10 protein-coding genes are annotated in these 16,056 nt (G+C 72.5%); all 10 read right to left on the bottom strand.

Going from position 1 to position 16,056, the window contains the following annotated elements; translation table 11 throughout:
• Positions 1 to 4 precede the first annotated feature (4 nt).
• Positions 5 to 1,402, bottom strand: a complete 1,398-nt coding sequence (locus IM787_RS09625) for an efflux transporter outer membrane subunit (RefSeq protein WP_193676460.1) — start codon at positions 1,400 to 1,402, stop codon at positions 5 to 7.
• The gene (locus tag IM787_RS09620) at positions 1,399 to 4,722 is read right to left on the bottom strand and encodes an efflux RND transporter permease subunit (RefSeq protein WP_193676459.1); all 3,324 of its coding nucleotides are present in this window, start codon (positions 4,720 to 4,722) and stop codon (positions 1,399 to 1,401) included. Before IM787_RS09620 ends, IM787_RS09625 begins: the two co-directional genes overlap by 4 nt.
• The gene (locus tag IM787_RS09615; protein ID WP_193676458.1) at positions 4,719 to 7,898 is read right to left on the bottom strand and encodes an efflux RND transporter permease subunit; all 3,180 of its coding nucleotides are present in this window, start codon (positions 7,896 to 7,898) and stop codon (positions 4,719 to 4,721) included. Before IM787_RS09615 ends, IM787_RS09620 begins: the two co-directional genes overlap by 4 nt.
• Positions 7,895 to 9,436, bottom strand: a complete 1,542-nt coding sequence (locus IM787_RS09610; RefSeq protein WP_193676457.1) for an efflux RND transporter periplasmic adaptor subunit — start codon at positions 9,434 to 9,436, stop codon at positions 7,895 to 7,897. The genes IM787_RS09615 and IM787_RS09610 overlap by 4 nt, the downstream gene beginning before the upstream one ends.
• Positions 9,437 to 9,659: 223 nt before the next feature.
• Positions 9,660 to 11,315, bottom strand: a complete 1,656-nt coding sequence (locus IM787_RS09605; protein ID WP_193676456.1) for an alkaline phosphatase family protein — start codon at positions 11,313 to 11,315, stop codon at positions 9,660 to 9,662.
• 7 nt (positions 11,316 to 11,322) lie between these two features.
• Positions 11,323 to 11,760: a universal stress protein gene (locus IM787_RS09600; protein WP_193676455.1), complete on the bottom strand. Its 438-nt coding sequence runs from the start codon at positions 11,758 to 11,760 to the stop codon at positions 11,323 to 11,325.
• Between the two features lie 106 nt (positions 11,761 to 11,866).
• A complete protein-coding gene (locus tag IM787_RS09595) occupies positions 11,867 to 13,333 on the bottom strand; it encodes a cobyric acid synthase (RefSeq protein ID WP_227494252.1) in 1,467 nt (488 codons plus the stop codon).
• Positions 13,323 to 14,102: an ABC transporter ATP-binding protein gene (locus IM787_RS09590; RefSeq protein WP_193676454.1), complete on the bottom strand. Its 780-nt coding sequence runs from the start codon at positions 14,100 to 14,102 to the stop codon at positions 13,323 to 13,325. The genes IM787_RS09595 and IM787_RS09590 overlap by 11 nt, the downstream gene beginning before the upstream one ends.
• The gene (locus IM787_RS09585) at positions 14,099 to 15,082 is read right to left on the bottom strand and encodes a FecCD family ABC transporter permease (protein WP_193676453.1); all 984 of its coding nucleotides are present in this window, start codon (positions 15,080 to 15,082) and stop codon (positions 14,099 to 14,101) included. The genes IM787_RS09590 and IM787_RS09585 overlap by 4 nt, the downstream gene beginning before the upstream one ends.
• Complete coding sequence (locus IM787_RS09580; RefSeq protein ID WP_354004387.1) at positions 15,082 to 15,942, bottom strand: ABC transporter substrate-binding protein; 861 nt, start codon at positions 15,940 to 15,942, stop codon at positions 15,082 to 15,084. The genes IM787_RS09585 and IM787_RS09580 overlap by 1 nt, the downstream gene beginning before the upstream one ends.
• Between the last annotated feature and the right edge of the window lie 114 nt (positions 15,943 to 16,056).

The following is a 16,056-nucleotide window of genomic DNA, read 5'->3' as shown; positions in this document are numbered from 1 at the left end:
GGACTCAGGGCGCGGGCGCCACTCCGCGCCAGCCACCCCCCAGCGCCTGGATCAAGGTGACCGCCGCGAGCTGCCGGTCGATCTGCGCCTGCACCAGCGCGCGCCGCGCGCTCGCCGCGTTTTGCTGCGCCGTGATCACTTCGGTGAAGCCCACCTGCCCCGCCTCGTAGCGATTGAGCACCTGCTGTTCCACCAGGTCGGCGGCGCGGCTGGCCTGCAGCCGCAGCGCCTGCTGCTGCTGCAGGATGCGCAGCGCGACCAGCTGGTCCTCGACGTCCTGGAAGGCCGTGAGCACGGTCTGGCGGTAGAACGCGGAGCTCTCCTCCAGGGCGCCCCGCGCCTGTTCGACGCGCGCGCTGCGGGCGCCGGCGTCGAAGATGGTCTGCGCCAGCGCCGTGCCCAGCGACCAGACCAGGCTGGAGCCGCTGAACAGGTCGCCGATGCTGGCCGCGCCCAGGCCGACGCTGCCCGAGAGGCTGATGCTCGGGAAGAACGCCGCCCGCTGGATGCCGATCGTGTTGTTGGCCTGCGCGACCCGGCGTTCGGCCGCCGCGATGTCGGGCCGCCGCTGCAGCAGCGTCGACGGCACCTCCTCCGGGATGCCGGGCACGTTCACGCTCCAGCGCGGGTCCGGCGCGATGCTGAAGTTGGCCGGCGCCTTGCCGACCAGCACCGCGATCGCGTGTTCGAAGGTGGCGCGCTGGCGTTCCAGCGTCAGCAGCTCCGCCCGCGCGTTGGCCAGCTGGCTCTCCGCCTGCAGCACGTCGGTGCGCGCGACCACGCCCGCTTCGTAGCGGTTGCTCGTGATCCTCAGCGCGCGCTCGTAACCCGTCGTCGATTCCACCTGCAACGCGCGCAGCACGTCGCTTTCGCGCAGGCCGAAGTAGTTGACGGCCAGCTCGCCCTGCGCCGCCAGCCGCGCGGACGCGATGTCGGCTTCGGCGATCTGCTCGCCCGCGCGCGCGTTCTGCACGGCCAGCCCGAGGCGGCCGAACACGTCCGGCTCCCAGCTCACGCCGATGTCCAGCTGGTAGCTGCGGGTCGTCGGCCGCCCGCCACCCCCGCCCGAGACGCTGCGGCGTGTGTCCAGCCCCACCTGCGGGAACAGCGACGCACGCTGCTCGCGCGTGAGCGCCCTCGCCTGCCGGTAGGCGGCCACCGCGGCGGCCACGTTGTTGTTCGAGACCTCCACCTGCGACGCGAGCGTGCTGAGCACCGGGTCGTCGAACAGCTCCCACCAGGGGCCGCGGTCCAGCGTGTCGGCGGGTGCGGCCGGCACCCAGGCGCCGCGGCCTTCCTTGAAGGCGACGGGCGTGTCCACCGCCGGCACTTCGTAGGTGGGGGCCAGGTTGGCGCAGCCGGCGAGCACCAGCGCCAGGGCGATTGCAGTCAGTCGGGTCATGTGGCTTGCGGCTCGCCGTGGCGGGCGAGCAGTTTCTCGTGGGGGCTGCGGCGGCGCAGCCGGTCCAGCAGGAGGTAGACGACGGGCGTGGTGATCAGTGTGATCACCTGGCTGGCCAGCAGCCCGCCGACGATGGTGATGCCCAGGGGCCGGCGCAGCTCCGCGCCTTCGCCGAAGCCGATCGCCAGCGGCAGCGCGCCGAGCGCGGCGGCCAGGGTGGTCATCAGGATGGGGCGGAAGCGCAGCAGGCAGGCCTCGCGCACCGCCTCGTAGGGGGAGAGGCCGCGTGAGCGCTCGGCGTCCAGCGCGAAGTCGATGATCAGGATGGCGTTCTTCTTCACGATGCCGATCAGGAGGAACACGCCGATCAGCGCCATGATGGAGAAGTCCAGCTTGAACAGCAGCAGTGCCAGCACCGCGCCGACGCCGGCTGACGGCAGCGTGGAGAGCACCGTGATCGGGTGCACCAGGCTTTCGTACAGGATGCCGAGCACGATGTAGATCACCACCAGGGCCGCGAGGATCAGCATGGGCATCTGCGCCTGCGACTGCTGCGCCGCGCGCGCGGTGCCCTGGAAGCTGCCGCGCACGTTGATCGGCATGCGGATCTCTTCCTCGGCGGCGCGCACCGCGGCCTCGGCCTGCGCCATCGTCGTGCCCTCGGCCAGGTTGTACGAGATGGTGGTGGCCAGCTCGGCGTCCTGGTGCTCGATGGAGGTGGCGGTGGGCCGCTCGTAGAACCTGGCGATGGCCGACAGCGGCACCATGGGCCGCGCGGAGCCGCTGACGGCGGCGCCGGTGGAGGCGTCGCGCAGGCCGGGATTGGCGGAGGTGCCGCCGCCGGAACTGCTGCCCGACGTGCCCGTGCCGCTAGCCGCCGTGCCGCTGCCGCCGGTCGCGCCGTTGGCAGTGGTGCCGTTGGTCCCGGTGCTGCTCGTCGCGGTGGCCGTGCCCGTCTCGGCCGGCGCGTCGGCGCTCGCCGCGGGACCGGTGTTGGTCGCCGGCACGTACACGTCCTTCAGGTCCTCGGGGCTGCGGATGTAGCGCCGCGCCACCTGCATCACCACGCGGTACTGGTTCAGGTCGTCGTAGATGGTGGCCACCTGGCGTTGGCCGAAGGCGTTGTAGAGGGCGTTGTCGACGTCGCGCGAACTGATGCCCAGGCGCCGCGCGCTTTCCTTGTCGACCTCCACGAAGGTCTCGACCCCGTTCTCCTGCTGGTCCGTGTCCACGTCCACCAGCGCCGGCTGGCGCTTCATCGCGTCGGCCAGCTTCAGGGCCCAGGCCTTGAGGTCCTCGGCGTTGTCCGACTTCAGCGTGTACTGGTTGCTGGCATTGCTCTGGCGGCCGCCCACGCGCAGGTCCTGCACCGGGTTGAGGAACACCGAGAGTCCCGTGATCTGCGACAGCTGCGGCCGCAGGCGGGCGATGACGGCCTCGGCGCGGGCCTGCCGGTCCTTCTTCAGGTTGACGAACATGAAGCCGCCGCCGGCGCGTGCACCGCCGGTGAACGCCACGATCGTGTCCACCGCCGGGTCGGCGCGGATGATCTCCACCGCCTGGCGCAGCTTGGCCTGCATGGCCTGGAAGGAGATGCTCTGGTCCGCCCGCAGGCCGCCCTGCATCTGCCCGCTGTCCTGGCGCGGGAAGTAGCCCTTGGGGATCTGGATGAAGAGGAAGACGTTCAGCGCGATCACCAGGCCCAGGATCAGCAGCACCAGCCACTGCGCCGACAGCGCCCAGTCCAGACTGTGGCGGTAGGCGGTGTGCGTCCACTGGAAAGCGCGCTCGAAGCCGCGCGCGATGCGGCCCGGCGGCCGCTCGTGGGCGTCGGCCCGCAGCAGCCAGGCGCACATCATTGGGGTCGTGGTCAGCGAGATGACCAGCGAGATCATCACGGCGGCCGACAGCGTGACGGCGAACTCGCGGAACAGCCGGCCTTCCTGCCCGCCCATGAACAGCAGCGGGATGAACACCGCCACCAGGGACAGGCTGATCGACAGCACCGTGAACCCGACCTCGCGTGCGCCCTGCAGCGCCGCCTGGAAGCGGTCCATGCCGTTCTCGATGTGCCGCGCCGTGTTCTCCAGCACCACGATGGCGTCGTCGACGACGAAGCCGGTCGCCACCGTCAGCGCCATCAGCGACAGGTTGTTGAGCGAGAAGCCCAGGAAGTACATCACCCCGAAGGTGCCGAGCAGCGAAACCACGGTGGCCGCCGCCGGGATGAAGGTAGCGCGGGCGCTGCGCAGGAACACGCTGACGACCAGCACGACCAGCGCGATGGCGATGAAGAGGGTGATCTCCACCTCGTGCAGCGACGCGCGGATGGAGTTGGTGCGGTCGGAAGCGACCTGCAGCTTGATGTCGTCCGGCAGCGCCTCCTGCAGGGAGGGCAGCAGGTCCTTCACGCCGTCCACCGTCTCGATCACGTTGGCGCCGGGCTGCAGCGTGACCAGCACGATCACGGCCGGCTGGCCGTTGAACAGGCCCAGCGTGTTGATGTTCTCGACGCCATCGCTGACTTCGGCCACGTCGGCCAGCCGCACCGCGGCGCCGTCGCGCCAGCCGACCACCATGTTGCGGTAGTCGGCCGCCGAACGCCCGCCGTTGGCCATGCCGCTCGTGGTGTAGACCTGCAACCGCTGGCCGTTGACGTCCACGTCGCCCTTGGGCCGGTTGGCGGTGCCGGACTGCAGGGCCGCGCGGATGTCCTCGCTGGCGATGCCGTAGCGGTTGAGCGCGAACGGGATCAGTTCCACGCGCACCGCCGGCTGCGACCCGCCGCCCAGTTCGACGTCGCCGACGCCGGACACCTGCGCGATCTTCTGCTGCACGATGTTCGAGACGGCGTCGTAGATCTGCCCCGGCGTGCGCGTGTCGGAGGTCAGCGCCAGGATGATCACGGGCGCCGCCGAGGGGTTGGCCTTGCGGTAGGTCGGGTTGCTGCGCAAGGTGGCGGGAAGGTCGACGCGCGAGGCGTTGATCGCGGCCTGCACCTCGCGGGCGGCCGCATCGATGTTGCGGTTCAGCGCGAACTGCAGCGTGACGCGGGCGCTGCCGGTGCTGCTGCGCGACGTCATCTCGTTCACGCCGGCGATCACCCCCAGCCGCCGCTCCAGCGGCGTGGCCACGCTGCTGGCCATGGTCTGCGGGCTGGCGCCCGGCAGGCTGGCGGAGACCGAGATCACCGGGAAGTCCACCTGCGGCAGCGAGGCCACCGGCAGGTTGAAGAACGCGGCGATGCCGGCCAGCGCGATCCACAGCGTCAGCAGCACGGTGCCGACGGGGCGGCGGACGAAGGGGGCGCTGAGGTTCATCTTGCCCCTTCGGGTGCGCCCCCACCCCTACCCTCCCCCAGAGGGGGAGGGAGTTCTCTTGTCCCCTCCCCCTCCGGGGGAGGGTTAGGGTGGGGGCGCTCCCTGCCCTTCCCCCACCGCCGCGCCATCCGGTCGAAGCCCAGGTAGATCACCGGCGTCGTGAACAGCGTCAGCAGCTGGCTCACGATCAGGCCGCCGAAGATGGCCAGGCCCAGCGGCCGGCGCAGCTCCGCGCCCTCCCCGAACCCGAGCATCAGCGGCACCGCGGCGAACAGCGCCGCCAGCGTGGTCATGATGATGGGCCGGAAGCGCAGCAGCGCGGCCTGGTGGATGGCGTCGCGCGGCGCCTTGCCCTCATTGCGCTCGGCATCCAGCGCGAAGTCGATCATCATGATCGCGTTCTTCTTGACGATGCCGATCAGCAGGATGATGCCGATGATCCCGATCACCCCGAGGTCGTTGCCGGTCACCATCAGCGCCAGCAGCGCACCCACGCCGGCCGAGGGCAGCGTGGACAGGATCGTCAGCGGGTGCACGTAGCTCTCGTACAGCACCCCCAGCACGATGTAGACGCAGACCACCGCGGCCAGGATCAGCCAGAGCTGGTTGGAGAGCGAGCGCTCGTAGGCACCGGCCGCGCCGAGGAAGGTGACGGAGACGCCGGCGGGCATCCTGAGCTCGTCGATCGCCGAGCGGATCGCGTCCACCCCGGAACCCAGCGCCACGCCCTGGGCGGTGTCGAAGCCGATGGTCGCCGCCGGGTACTGCGCCACGTGCGTGATCTGCAGCGGCGCCTGGCGCTCGACCACCCGGGCCACGGCCGACAGCGGCGTCGGCTCGCCCGAGCCGGTGCGCAGCTGCAGCGCATTGAGCGACTGGATCGAGGTGGCCCGGTCGCCCTGCGCCTCCAGCACCACGCGGTACTGGTTGGTCTCGGTGAAGATGGTCGAGACGATGCGCTGGCCGAACGCGCTGTACAGCGCGTCGTCGATCGCCGAGGTGCTGATGTTCAGGCGGGCGGCCGTGTCGCGGTCGATCTCCACGTAGACGGCGGCGCCGGCGGCGTTCGCGTCCGTCGTCACGTTGCGCAGCCGCGGTTCGCGCCGCAGCCGCTCCACCACCCTCGCCGCCCATTCGTTGACGGTCGCTGTGTCGGCGGCTTCCAGGGAGATGCGGTACTGCGTCGGCCCGCTCTCGGACTCGATGGTCAGGTCCTGCACCGGCTGGAAGTACAGCGTCGCCCCCGGCACCTGCTGGCCGCGGCGGCGCAGGTCCGCCATCACGTCTTCCAGGCCGCCCCGGCCGCTCTTGAGGTTCACCAGCAGGCGGCCGGTGTGCACCATGGTGTTGTTCGCCGCGTCCACGCCGACGAAGCTGGCGATGCTGTCCACCGTGCCGGCCTGCAGCAGCGCGCGCGCGACGTCCTGCTGCAGCGCCGCCATCGCGGGGTACGAGATGGACTGCTGCGCCTCCACCCGCACCTGCAGCTGGCCGGTGTTCTGCACGGGGAACAGGCCCTTGGGGATGGCGACGTAGAGCAGCACGGTCAGCAGCAGCGTGCCCAGCGCCACCAGCAGCGTCAGGTTCTGGCGGGCCAGCACCCAGGTGAGCGCCTGGTCGTAGCGGTGGATGATGCGGTCGAAGCCGCGCTGCATCTTCCCGCCCCAGCCGCGCTCCGGCTCCTGGTGCGCCTTCAGCCAGCGCCCGGCCATCATGGGCACCAGCGACAGCGACACGACCATCGAGATCAGGATGGTCAGCGCCAGGGTCACCGCGAACTCGCGGAACAGGCGGCCGACCACGTCGCCCATGAACAGCAGCGGGATCAGCACCGCGATCAGCGATACGGTCAGCGAGATGATGGTGAAGCCGATCTCGCTGGCGCCCTTGAGCGCCGCCTCCATCGGCTTCATGCCTTCCTCGATGTGCCGCATGATGTTCTCGATCACCACGATGGCGTCGTCGACGACGAAGCCGGTGGCGATGGTCAGCGCCATCAGCGACAGGTTGTTGAGGCTGTACCCGAGCAGGTACATCACGCCGCAGGCGCCGACCAGGGAGATCGGCACCGACAGGCTGGCGATCAGCGTCGCCCGCGGGCTGTGCAGGAAGGCGAAGATCACCAGCACCACGAACACCACGGCCAGGATCAGCTCGAGCTGCACGTGATGGACCGAGGCGCGGATGCCGGTGGTGCGGTCGGACAGCACGTCGACCTGGATCGCGGCCGGCAGGCCGGCCGTCAGCTCCGGCAGCCGCGCCTTGATGGCATCGACCGTGGCGATCACGTTGGCGCCCGGCTGGCGCTGCACGTTCAGGATGATGGCGGGTTGCAGCTGGCCGCCGCGGCCGGCCCAGGCGCCGAGCTTCACGTTCTCGGCGCTTTCGACCACCCGCGCCACCTCGTGCAGCCGCACCGGCGCGCCGTTGCGGAAGCTGACGATCAGGTTGCTGTAGTCGGCGGCGGTGAGCAGCTGGTCGTTGGAGTTGATCGTGTACGAGCGCGTCGGCCCGTCGATGCTGCCCTTGGCCGCGTTCGCGTTGGCGCTGGCGATCGTCGTGCGCACCGTATCCAGCGTCAGTCCCATCGACGCAAGGGCGCGGTTGTCCGCCTGGATGCGCACGGCGGGGCGCTGGCCGCCGGCCAGCGTGACCAGGCCGACCCCGCCGACCTGGCTGATCTTCAGCGCCAGGCGGGTGTCGGCGATGTTGCGCACCTCGGTGAGCGGCAGCGTCTGCGAGGTCAGGGCCAGCGTGAGCACGGGCGCGTCGGCCGGGTTCACCTTGGCATACACCGGCGGCGCCGGCAGGTCCGCCGGCAGCAGCGAGCCGCCGGCGTTGATCGCGGCCTGCACCTGCTGCTCGCCGACGTCGAGCGCGACGCCCAGCCCGAACTGCAGCGTGATGATGGAGACACCGGCGGCGCTGGTGGAGCTCATGCGCTCCAGCCCCGGCATCTGGCCGAACTGACGCTCCAGCGGCGCGGTGACCGTCTGCGCCATCACCTCCGGGCTGGCGCCCGGGTACAGCGTCTGGACCTGGATCGTCGGGTAGTCGACCTGCGGCAGCGCCGACAGCGGCAGGAACTTCAGCCCCACCAGGCCGGCCAGCACGATCGCCAGCATCAGCAGCGAGGTGGCGACCGGCCGCAGGATGAACGGGCGGGACGGGTTCATTGCGCCGGCTGCTGGGCGGCCCGCGCAGCTTCGCGGCGCTTGCGCCGTTCCTCGCGCTCTTCGGGCGTGAGGTTGCGTCCGTTGCCGCCACCCGCCGCGGCGGACGCGCCGCCCCACGGCGCCGTGGCTTCCCGCGGGGTGCCCTGCCCTGGCGCGGCCGGGCCGCCGTCGAGGGGTTGCGACGCCGCCGGCAACGCGCCGGACGCCGCCCCGCGCGGCCCGCGGGCCCCGCCGGCGCCCCGCGGCGCATCGCCCGGCAGCGTCACGCGCGAGCCGTCGCGCAGGCGGTCGGCGCCTTCCGTCACGACGCGCTCGCCGACCTGCAGGCCGCTGACGATCTGCACGCGGTCGTTCACGAGCTGGCCGCGCACCACCGGGCGGATCTTCACCGTGCGGTCCTGCTGCACGACGAACACGAAATCGCCCTGCCCCCCCTGGCGGACTGCGGAGACGGGCACCACCACGGCGCCCTGGATCACCCGCACCTGCAGCTGCACGTTGACGAACTGGCTGGGGAACAGCTGCTGGCGCGTGTTGTTGAACCGTGCCTTGGCCCGCACGGTGCCGGTCTGCGTGTCGATCTGGTTGTCCAGCGACGCGAAGGTGCCGGTGTCCAGCAGCGTGGTGCGGGTGCGGTCGAAGGCGCGCACTTCCATGAAGGCACCGGCGTTGTGCTGCAGCCAGGACGCATGGTCCTGCGGTACCGCGAACTCGACGTCGATGGGGCTCAGCTTGGTGATCAGCACGATGCCGTTGGCGTCGCCGGTGCTCACCTGGTTGCCGACGTCCACCGTGCGCAGGCCGACGCGGCCGTCGATCGGCGCGACGATGCGGGTGTACGAAAGATTGAGGCGGGCGGTGCCTTCCTGCGCCTTGGACGTGACCACGGCCGCTTCCAGCTGGTTGACGGTGGCGCGCTGCGTGTCGACTTCCTGCCGCGCGATCGAGTCCTGCCGCAGCAGCGTCTCGAAGCGCGCCAGCGTCACGCGGGCCGCGGCGAGCTGCGCCTCGTCGCGCATGCGGTTGCCCACCGCCTGCTGCAGCGCCATCTCGTAGCTGCGCGGGTCGATCGTGGCGAGCAGCTGCCCCTTCTTCACGTTCTGGCCCTCGCGGAACAGCACCTGGGTGAGCACGCCGGAAACCTGCGGCCGCACGCGGACCGTCGCCTGCGGCACCACGGTGCCGAGCGCGTCGAGGTTGACGGGGATGTCGGCGCTTTCCGCCGTGGCGAGGCCCACCGTGACGGCCGGTCCGCGAGCACCGGGCCCACCCCCGCCGCCCCCGGGGCCGCCTCCGCCTCCAGGGCCGCCAGGGCCGCCGCCGCCGGAACGGGCGCCGATGGCCGCCGTCTGCTCCGGCCGCGTCAGGTCCCACGCCAGCCACGCCAGCCCCGCGGCCACCAGCAGCGCCACCGCCGTGCCGATCACCGAAGCCCGGCGGCTGAGCTTGCGCACCGGCGGCGGCGCCGGCGGGACGGGAGGCTGCGGGTGGGACTCGGGGGGGTGGGCGGCGGGGTTGTTCGGCGGCGGTGTGGGCATCAGTGTCCTTCTTGTTCCGGCCTGGCGCGGTCAAGTTCAGCAGGCGCCGAGGGTGCCTGCGGGTGGCTCGACAGGCCGACAGTACGCGGCGCGACCGAGTGTAGGCGGGTTTCCGTAGTGCCCGGCAGCACCGCAAGGGTGCCACCGGCGGGTGTCGCGGGGATGTGCCCGATGTGAAGGAACCGTGAAGGGGCGGAGCGCGGAGTCGCTCCTGCGCACCGCTTCAGGGCGCCGCGAGCGGCAAGGGCCGGCCTTCGCTGGCTGCCGGCGCCGGCACGCCCAACAGGCGCGCCAGCGTCGGCGCGATGTCGGCCACTTCGACGCGGGTGGAGAGCGCCGCAGGTCGCATCCAGCGCGGCCCCCACAACATCACCGGCACGTGCGAGTCGTATTCGTGCGGCGACCCGTGCGTCGCGATGGAGGTGCTGGAGCCGAACATCCAGTGCGGCTTCAGGGCGTACTGCACGTCGCCCGAGACCTCCGGGTGCCAGCTGCGGCGCATCTGCTCGAAGTGCGGGGCCAGGCGCGCGCCGGGGCTGCCGCCGGCGAGTTCGCCGCGGGTGTAGGCGGCGGCGAAGGCGGGTTGCGCCAGGAGGGCGTCCCGCGCGGCGCGGGCGACACCTTCCGGTTCGAGCCGCCGCTCGGCCACCAGCTTGCGATCGAGCACGAGCGCCGAGGCGGAAGCAAAGGCCACGAGTTTCTGCACGCCGAAGCGCTGCTCCAGCGCGGTGTTCACCGCCGCCACCACCTGCGTCGTGGAGAGGCGCCCGGCGCTGCGTCCCTGGGCCTGGCTGTGTTCTGGCGCAGGCATGAAGCCGTGGTCCGCCGTGAGGACGGCGACGTAGTTGTCGCGCCCCACCGCGCGATCGAGATCGGCGAAGAAGGCCTGCAGCATGCGGTCGAGGTGCAGCAGGTGGTCGTGCGACAGGCGCGACTCGGCGCTCCAGCGGTGGTTGACGTAGTCGTGGCCGGAGAGGCTGACCGCCAGGATGTCCGGCGCGTCGTCGGCGCCCAGCTGCTCGCCGGCGACGGCGGCGCGGGCGAAGTCCAGCGTCAGGGCGTCGGCGAACGGGCTGCGCAGCAGCGCACCGTAGAAAGCCGGCGTGGGTGCGGCCTCGGCGGCGCCCATCGTCATGGGCAGCTTGCCGCCGCCCGTCCCGAACCACGGCTGGCCATCCGGCAGAGAGCGCGCATAGGCGGCTTCGGGCAGCAGCGGCCTCCACTCCGCCTTGAAGAAGCGGTCGGCCGGCTTCGCGGCGTTGAAGGCATCCACCCAGGACGGGTGCTGCCGCATGTAGTAGGTGGTGGAGGCGAACTGCCCGCTGCCGGCCATGTACATGTAGGCGGTGCCCGCGTGGCCGGCCGGCAGGATCGCCCCGCGGTCCTTGCCCGACACGGCGATCACCTTCGACCGCGCATCGCGCTGGCGCAGCACGTCGCCCAGCGACTCCACCTTCAGGTTGCGCGGGCTGGTGCCGTCCATCGGGCCGGTCGGGTGGCCGATGTACGTCTCCATCGGGTCGCCGGTGCAGTACACCGGCTCGCCCGTGGCGACGTCGCGCCACTCGTTGCCGATGATGCCGGTGCGGCGCGGATGCGCGCCGGTCAGCAGCGTCGCGTGCCCCGCGGCCGTCACCGTGAAGGCCTGGCCGTGGTGGGCCTCGGCGAACCAGGTGCCGCGATCGAGGAAGCGCGCCAGGCCGTCCGGCGCCAGCTGGTCGCGGTACGCGGTCACCTGCCGCTGCGGCAGGCCGTCGACCACGAGCAGCACCACCAGCCGCGGCGGCGGCGGTGCGGGCGCGACCGCCGCGCAGGCGACGAGCGACAGCGCGAGGAGCAGCGCCGAGGCGGCGCGCAGCAGCCGGGCCGGCAGGCTCATGCCGCGGTCACTGCGTGATGACGACCAGCACGCTGCACGGCGCGTGCTCGATCAGCGCGCCGGAGATGGAGCCGCGCCACCAGCGCGCCGCCCAGCTGTCCAGGTGCTTGTGGCCCACGACGATGAGGTCGGCCGAGATCCTCTTGGCGTACTTGACGATCTCGTCGATCGCCTCGCCCGTGACGACTTCGCCGCGCGCGCTGAAGCCGCATTCGGCCAGGCGCCGCAGGCCGTCGTCGAGCACGCCGCGGTACTTGCGCTTCTCGCGCTCCTCGAGCTCCACGTCGTAGACGCCGCCCTCCAGGCCCACGAAGCTCATGGCCGAAGGCATCACGGCCACCAGGTGCAGTTCGGACTGGCTCCAGTTCGCGATGTCACGGCAATCGAGCAAGGCCTTCTGGCCCGCGTCGGAGCCGTCGTAAGCCAGCAGGATCTTCTTGTACATGGCAACGCCCCCCAGACGTGCCGCGGCCCCATGCCACGGCTGGCCTAGTATGGCGTGCAACTTTCGGCTTGGGCAGCCGCCCGGCGGCGGCGTTTACCCTAGGCCTTCAGCACTGGAGCAGCCCGGGCAGTACACCTGTTTCGAAGTGCTCTTCGACGACGTCGGCGAGGCCGTCGAACACGGTCGCCAGCGTGGGCACGCGGGCGCCGAACAGGGCCTGCAGTACCGCCGGCTGCTCGAACAGGCCGTGCAGGTACAGCCCGAGCACGTTGCCCTTCGCGTCCTGCCAGCCGAGCCCGCCGGCCAGCGCGGGCCGCGCCGGCCCCATGCCGACGTGCTGCACGGTGTGCCCCGTGTGGATCTCGTAGCCCTCGAAGGCCCGGCCGGAGAGCGCCTCCCACGGCGCCGCGAGCGGCTCGAAGCGCAGCGCCGTGCGCCGCAAGGTCTTGCGCGCCGCGAACTGCGTGACGAGCGGCAACAGGCCGAGGCCGGGTGCGTTGCCGTCGATGTGGTCCGGGTCGATCAGCGCCTCGCCCAGCATCTGCAGCCCGCCGCAGATGCCCAGCACGCGCTGGCCGGCGGCCGCGTGGGCGGCGACCGCGCGGTCCAGCCCCTGCGCGCGCAGCCAGGCCAGGTCGGCGATCGTGTGCTTGGACCCGGGCAGGACCACCCAGTCCGCCCCGGCGAGCTGCGCGGGACTGCGCGCCCACAGCAGGCGCACGCCCGGGATGTTGGCCAGCGGCTGGAACTCGTCGAGGTTGCTGATGCGCGGATAGGCGACCACGGCGATGGTCAGTTGCACCTCGCCGGTGCCGGCCTGCGCGTCGAACACGCCGTCCTCCTCGGGCAGCCCGTGGTGGCGCACCATCGGGATCGTGCCGACCACGGGCACGCCGGTCAGGCGCTCCAGTTGTTGCGGGCCGGGCGCCAGCAGGGCCGCATCGCCGCGGAAGCGGTTCAGGACGAAGCCGTGCAGCAGCGCGCGCTGCGCCTGCGGGACCAGCGCCCAGGTCCCGTACAGGTGCGCGAAGGCGCCGCCGCGGTCGATGTCGGTCACCAGCAGGCAGCGCGCCTGCGCATGCTCCGCCACGCGCAGGTTCACGAAGTCGCAGTCCTGCAGGTTGATCTCCGCGGGCGAGCCGGCGCCTTCGATCACCACCACGTCGTGGCGCGCACGGAGGTCGTCCAGCGCATCGCGGGCGATCGGCCACAGTTGCGCCCCGCGTTCGCGCCAGGGCATGGCGGTGAGCGCGGCGTCGACCTGCCCCAGCACCACGACCTGGCTGTGCGTGTCGGCTTCGGGCTTGAGCAGCACGGGGTTCATGCGCACCTCCGGCTCCACGCCGGCGGCCAGCGCCTGGAAGTACTGCGCGCTGCCGATCTCGCCCACGCCGCCCAAGCCGTCGGACACCACGCGCGCGTTGTTGCTCATGTTCTGCGCCTTGAACGGCGCCACGCTCAGGCCCTGGCGCGCGTACCAGCGGCACAGGGCGGTGGCGAGCCAGCTCTTGCCCGCGCCGCTGCTCGTGCCCAGCACCATGATGCAGCGCGCGGGCGGGCGTTCAGCCGGCATCGCCGCTCCTCGGCAGCACCGCCCATTGGCCGGCCACCGCATGCACGGCCACGCGCCGGTCGAAGACCCGTTCGATGGCGCGGTGCGTGGCCGGATCGTCGCAGGGGCCGTGGTGCGCGACGCGCCCCTGCGCCAGCAGCACCAGGTCGTCGGCATGCAGCGCGATGCCGACTTCGTGCAGCACGGTGACCGCGGTCCCGCCGCGCGCGACATGGCGGCGCACCAGCGCCAGCCAGTCGGCCTGGTGCGGCAGGTCCAGGTTGCCCAGGGGCTCGTCCATCAGCAGCAGCGGCGCACGCACGGCGAGCGCCCGGGCGAGCAGCACGCGCTGGCGCTCGCCGCCCGAGAGGCTGCCCAGCGGCCGGTCGCGCCAGTCCCAGCACTGCGTCTCCTGCATGGCCTCGCGCACCTGCGCGTCGTCCTCCGGCGACGCCGCGCCCATCCAGTCCTGGTGCGGCAGGCGCCCGAGCAGGACGACGTCGCGCGCGCGCAGGTCCGGCGGCGCACCCTCGTTCTGCCCGAGCCAGGCGAGCTGCCGCGCGCGCTCGCGGCGCGGCCACGCCGCCATGGCGCGCCCGAACAGCTGCACCTCGCCCCGCGCCGGCAACAGCTGCGCGAGCGCCTTCAGCAGCGTGGTCTTGCCGGCGCCGTTGGGCCCCACGACGGAGGTCCAGCGGCCTTGCGCGATCGCCAGGTCGATGCCATGCAGCACCGGTTTCCCACCGAGGCTGGCGTGCAGGCCGCGCGCCTGCAGCGCGGGCGCGTTCACAGTGGCCTCCGGTGCATCAGCCAGAGCAGGTAGCTTCCGCCCAGCACGGCGGTGAGCACGCCGACGGGCACCTCGCGCGGCGCCAGCAGCCCGCGCGCGAGCACGTCCGCGGCCAGCAGCAGCACGCCGCCGGCCAGCGCCGACAGCGGCAGCAACCACCGGTGCGTCGGCTGGACCGCCGCACGGACGGCATGCGGCGCGATCAGGCCGATGAAGGCGACCAGGCCCACCTGCGCGACCGCCGCGCCGGTGGCCAGCGCCATCGCCGTCACCAGCAGCAGGCGCACCCGTGCGAGCGGCACGCCCAGGCTGGCCGCCGTGCTCTCGCCGAGCGTCAGCGCGTCGAGCGCGGGCGCCGTCGCGATCGCCAGCGCCAGGCACACGGCCAGCGCCAGCGCCAGCAGGCCCGCGCCCGACCAGCCGACGAAGCCGGTGGTCCCCAGCATGAAGGCCTGCATGGCCCGTAGGATGTCGGGCACCCAGAACATCACCAGCGCCGCGAAGGCGCCGAACAGCATCCCGACGATCACGCCGGCCAGCAGCAGGCGCAGCGTGTGCTGCACGCCGCGCGCGAGGCCCAGCGTGAGCAGCACCGCCGCGACGGCGCCGACGAACCCGGCGCCCGTCAGCCCGAGCTGCGTCGTCCAGGAGGCGGCGGCGGGCACGGTGCCCACCAGCACCAGCAGCAGCGCGACCCCGAAGGCCGCGCCGGTCGCGCTCCCCAGCAGGTAGGGATCCGCGAGCGGATTGCGGAACAGGCCCTGCGCCACGGCGCCCGCCAGTCCCAGCAACGCACCGGCCAGCCAGGCGCCCAGCGTGCGCGGCAGGCGGATGTCCCACAGCACCGGCGCGGGCACGGCGTCCGTGCCCCAGGGCAGTTCCCAGCCGAGGCTGCCGACGGCGAGCCCGCCGAACGCCAGCAGTCCGGTGGCGGCCAGCAGCAGCAGGCCGAGGCCGGCAGGCAGGCGGCGGGCCTCCATCAGCGCTGCGCCTTTACGGGGGTGGCGAGGCAGCGCGCCAGGATGGCCGCCGCTTCGGCCGAGCGCGGGCCGGGTCGCATCACCACGTCGCTGTCCTGCGGCGGCATGACGCAGACCGCGCCGGTGCGCAACGCCCCCAGCTTCGACCAGCCGGGCCGGCCCGCGAGCGAGGCGGCGCTGTGGCTGCCGACGATGACGAGGTCGGGGTCGGCGCGCACGACGAACTCGGGGTTGAGTTGCGGCACCGTGCCGAGCGCACCGGGGACGATGTTCACGGCGCCCAGCCGTCCCAGGATCTCGCCGATGTGCGAGGAGGCGCTGGCGGCATAGCCGCCGCCCACTTCGAAGTACACGCGCCGGCCGCGCGCCTGCGGCGGCACGCTCGCCACGGCGGCGCCGATGCCGGCTTCGATGCGTTGCCACACCGGCGCCGGATCGACGCCGAGGGCTTGTCCGACCTTGCCGAGCACACGCTGCACGTCGCCCAGCGTCTTCACGTCCAGGCCGAGCACCGGCACGCCCAGCGCCTGCAGGCGGGGCAGCGCGCGGGCGGTGGAGGACAGCAGCACGAGGTCCGGCCGCAGCGCGACGATGCTCTCGATGCGCGCATCGTCGACGCCGCCGACGTGGGGCAGCCGCGCCACCTCCGGCGGCCAGTTGGCGAAGTCGTCGACCGCGACCAGCCGGTCGCACGCGCCCAGCGCGCAGACGGTCTCGCCCAGCGACGGCAGCAGCGTGACGATGCGCCGCGGCGGCGCCGGGAGCGTGACGGTGGTGCCGCGGTCGTCGGTGACGTCGATGGGGGCGGCCTGCGTGGGCGCAGGGAGGCCGAGGACGCAGGAGAGCAGGAGTGCCCCCACCCCGGCCCTCCCCCAGAGGGGGAGGGAGAAAGACAGTGCTTCTCCCCCCTTTGGGAAGAGGGAGAAAGACGGTGCTCCTCCCCCCTCCGGGGGGAGGCCGGGAGGGGGGCACGG

The organism is Ramlibacter pallidus, assembly GCF_015070875.1.
In the GTDB taxonomy this organism is placed as follows: domain Bacteria; phylum Pseudomonadota; class Gammaproteobacteria; order Burkholderiales; family Burkholderiaceae_C; genus Ramlibacter; species Ramlibacter pallidus.
The sequence above is the reverse complement of the archived record's forward strand: the minus strand, read 5'-3'. Positions and strand labels throughout refer to the sequence as shown.

Coding starts and splice junctions, on each gene's coding strand:
- IM787_RS09625 (WP_193676460.1), bottom strand. CDS start 1,402: ATGACCCGACTGACTGCAATCGCCCTGGCGCTGGTGCTCGCCGGCTGC.
- IM787_RS09620 (WP_193676459.1), bottom strand. CDS start 4,722: ATGAACCTCAGCGCCCCCTTCGTCCGCCGCCCCGTCGGCACCGTGCTG.
- IM787_RS09615 (WP_193676458.1), bottom strand. CDS start 7,898: ATGAACCCGTCCCGCCCGTTCATCCTGCGGCCGGTCGCCACCTCGCTG.
- IM787_RS09610 (WP_193676457.1), bottom strand. CDS start 9,436: ATGCCCACACCGCCGCCGAACAACCCCGCCGCCCACCCCCCCGAGTCC.
- IM787_RS09605 (WP_193676456.1), bottom strand. CDS start 11,315: ATGAGCCTGCCGGCCCGGCTGCTGCGCGCCGCCTCGGCGCTGCTCCTC.
- IM787_RS09600 (WP_193676455.1), bottom strand. CDS start 11,760: ATGTACAAGAAGATCCTGCTGGCTTACGACGGCTCCGACGCGGGCCAG.
- IM787_RS09595 (WP_227494252.1), bottom strand. CDS start 13,333: ATGCCGGCTGAACGCCCGCCCGCGCGCTGCATCATGGTGCTGGGCACG.
- IM787_RS09585 (WP_193676453.1), bottom strand. CDS start 15,082: ATGGAGGCCCGCCGCCTGCCTGCCGGCCTCGGCCTGCTGCTGCTGGCC.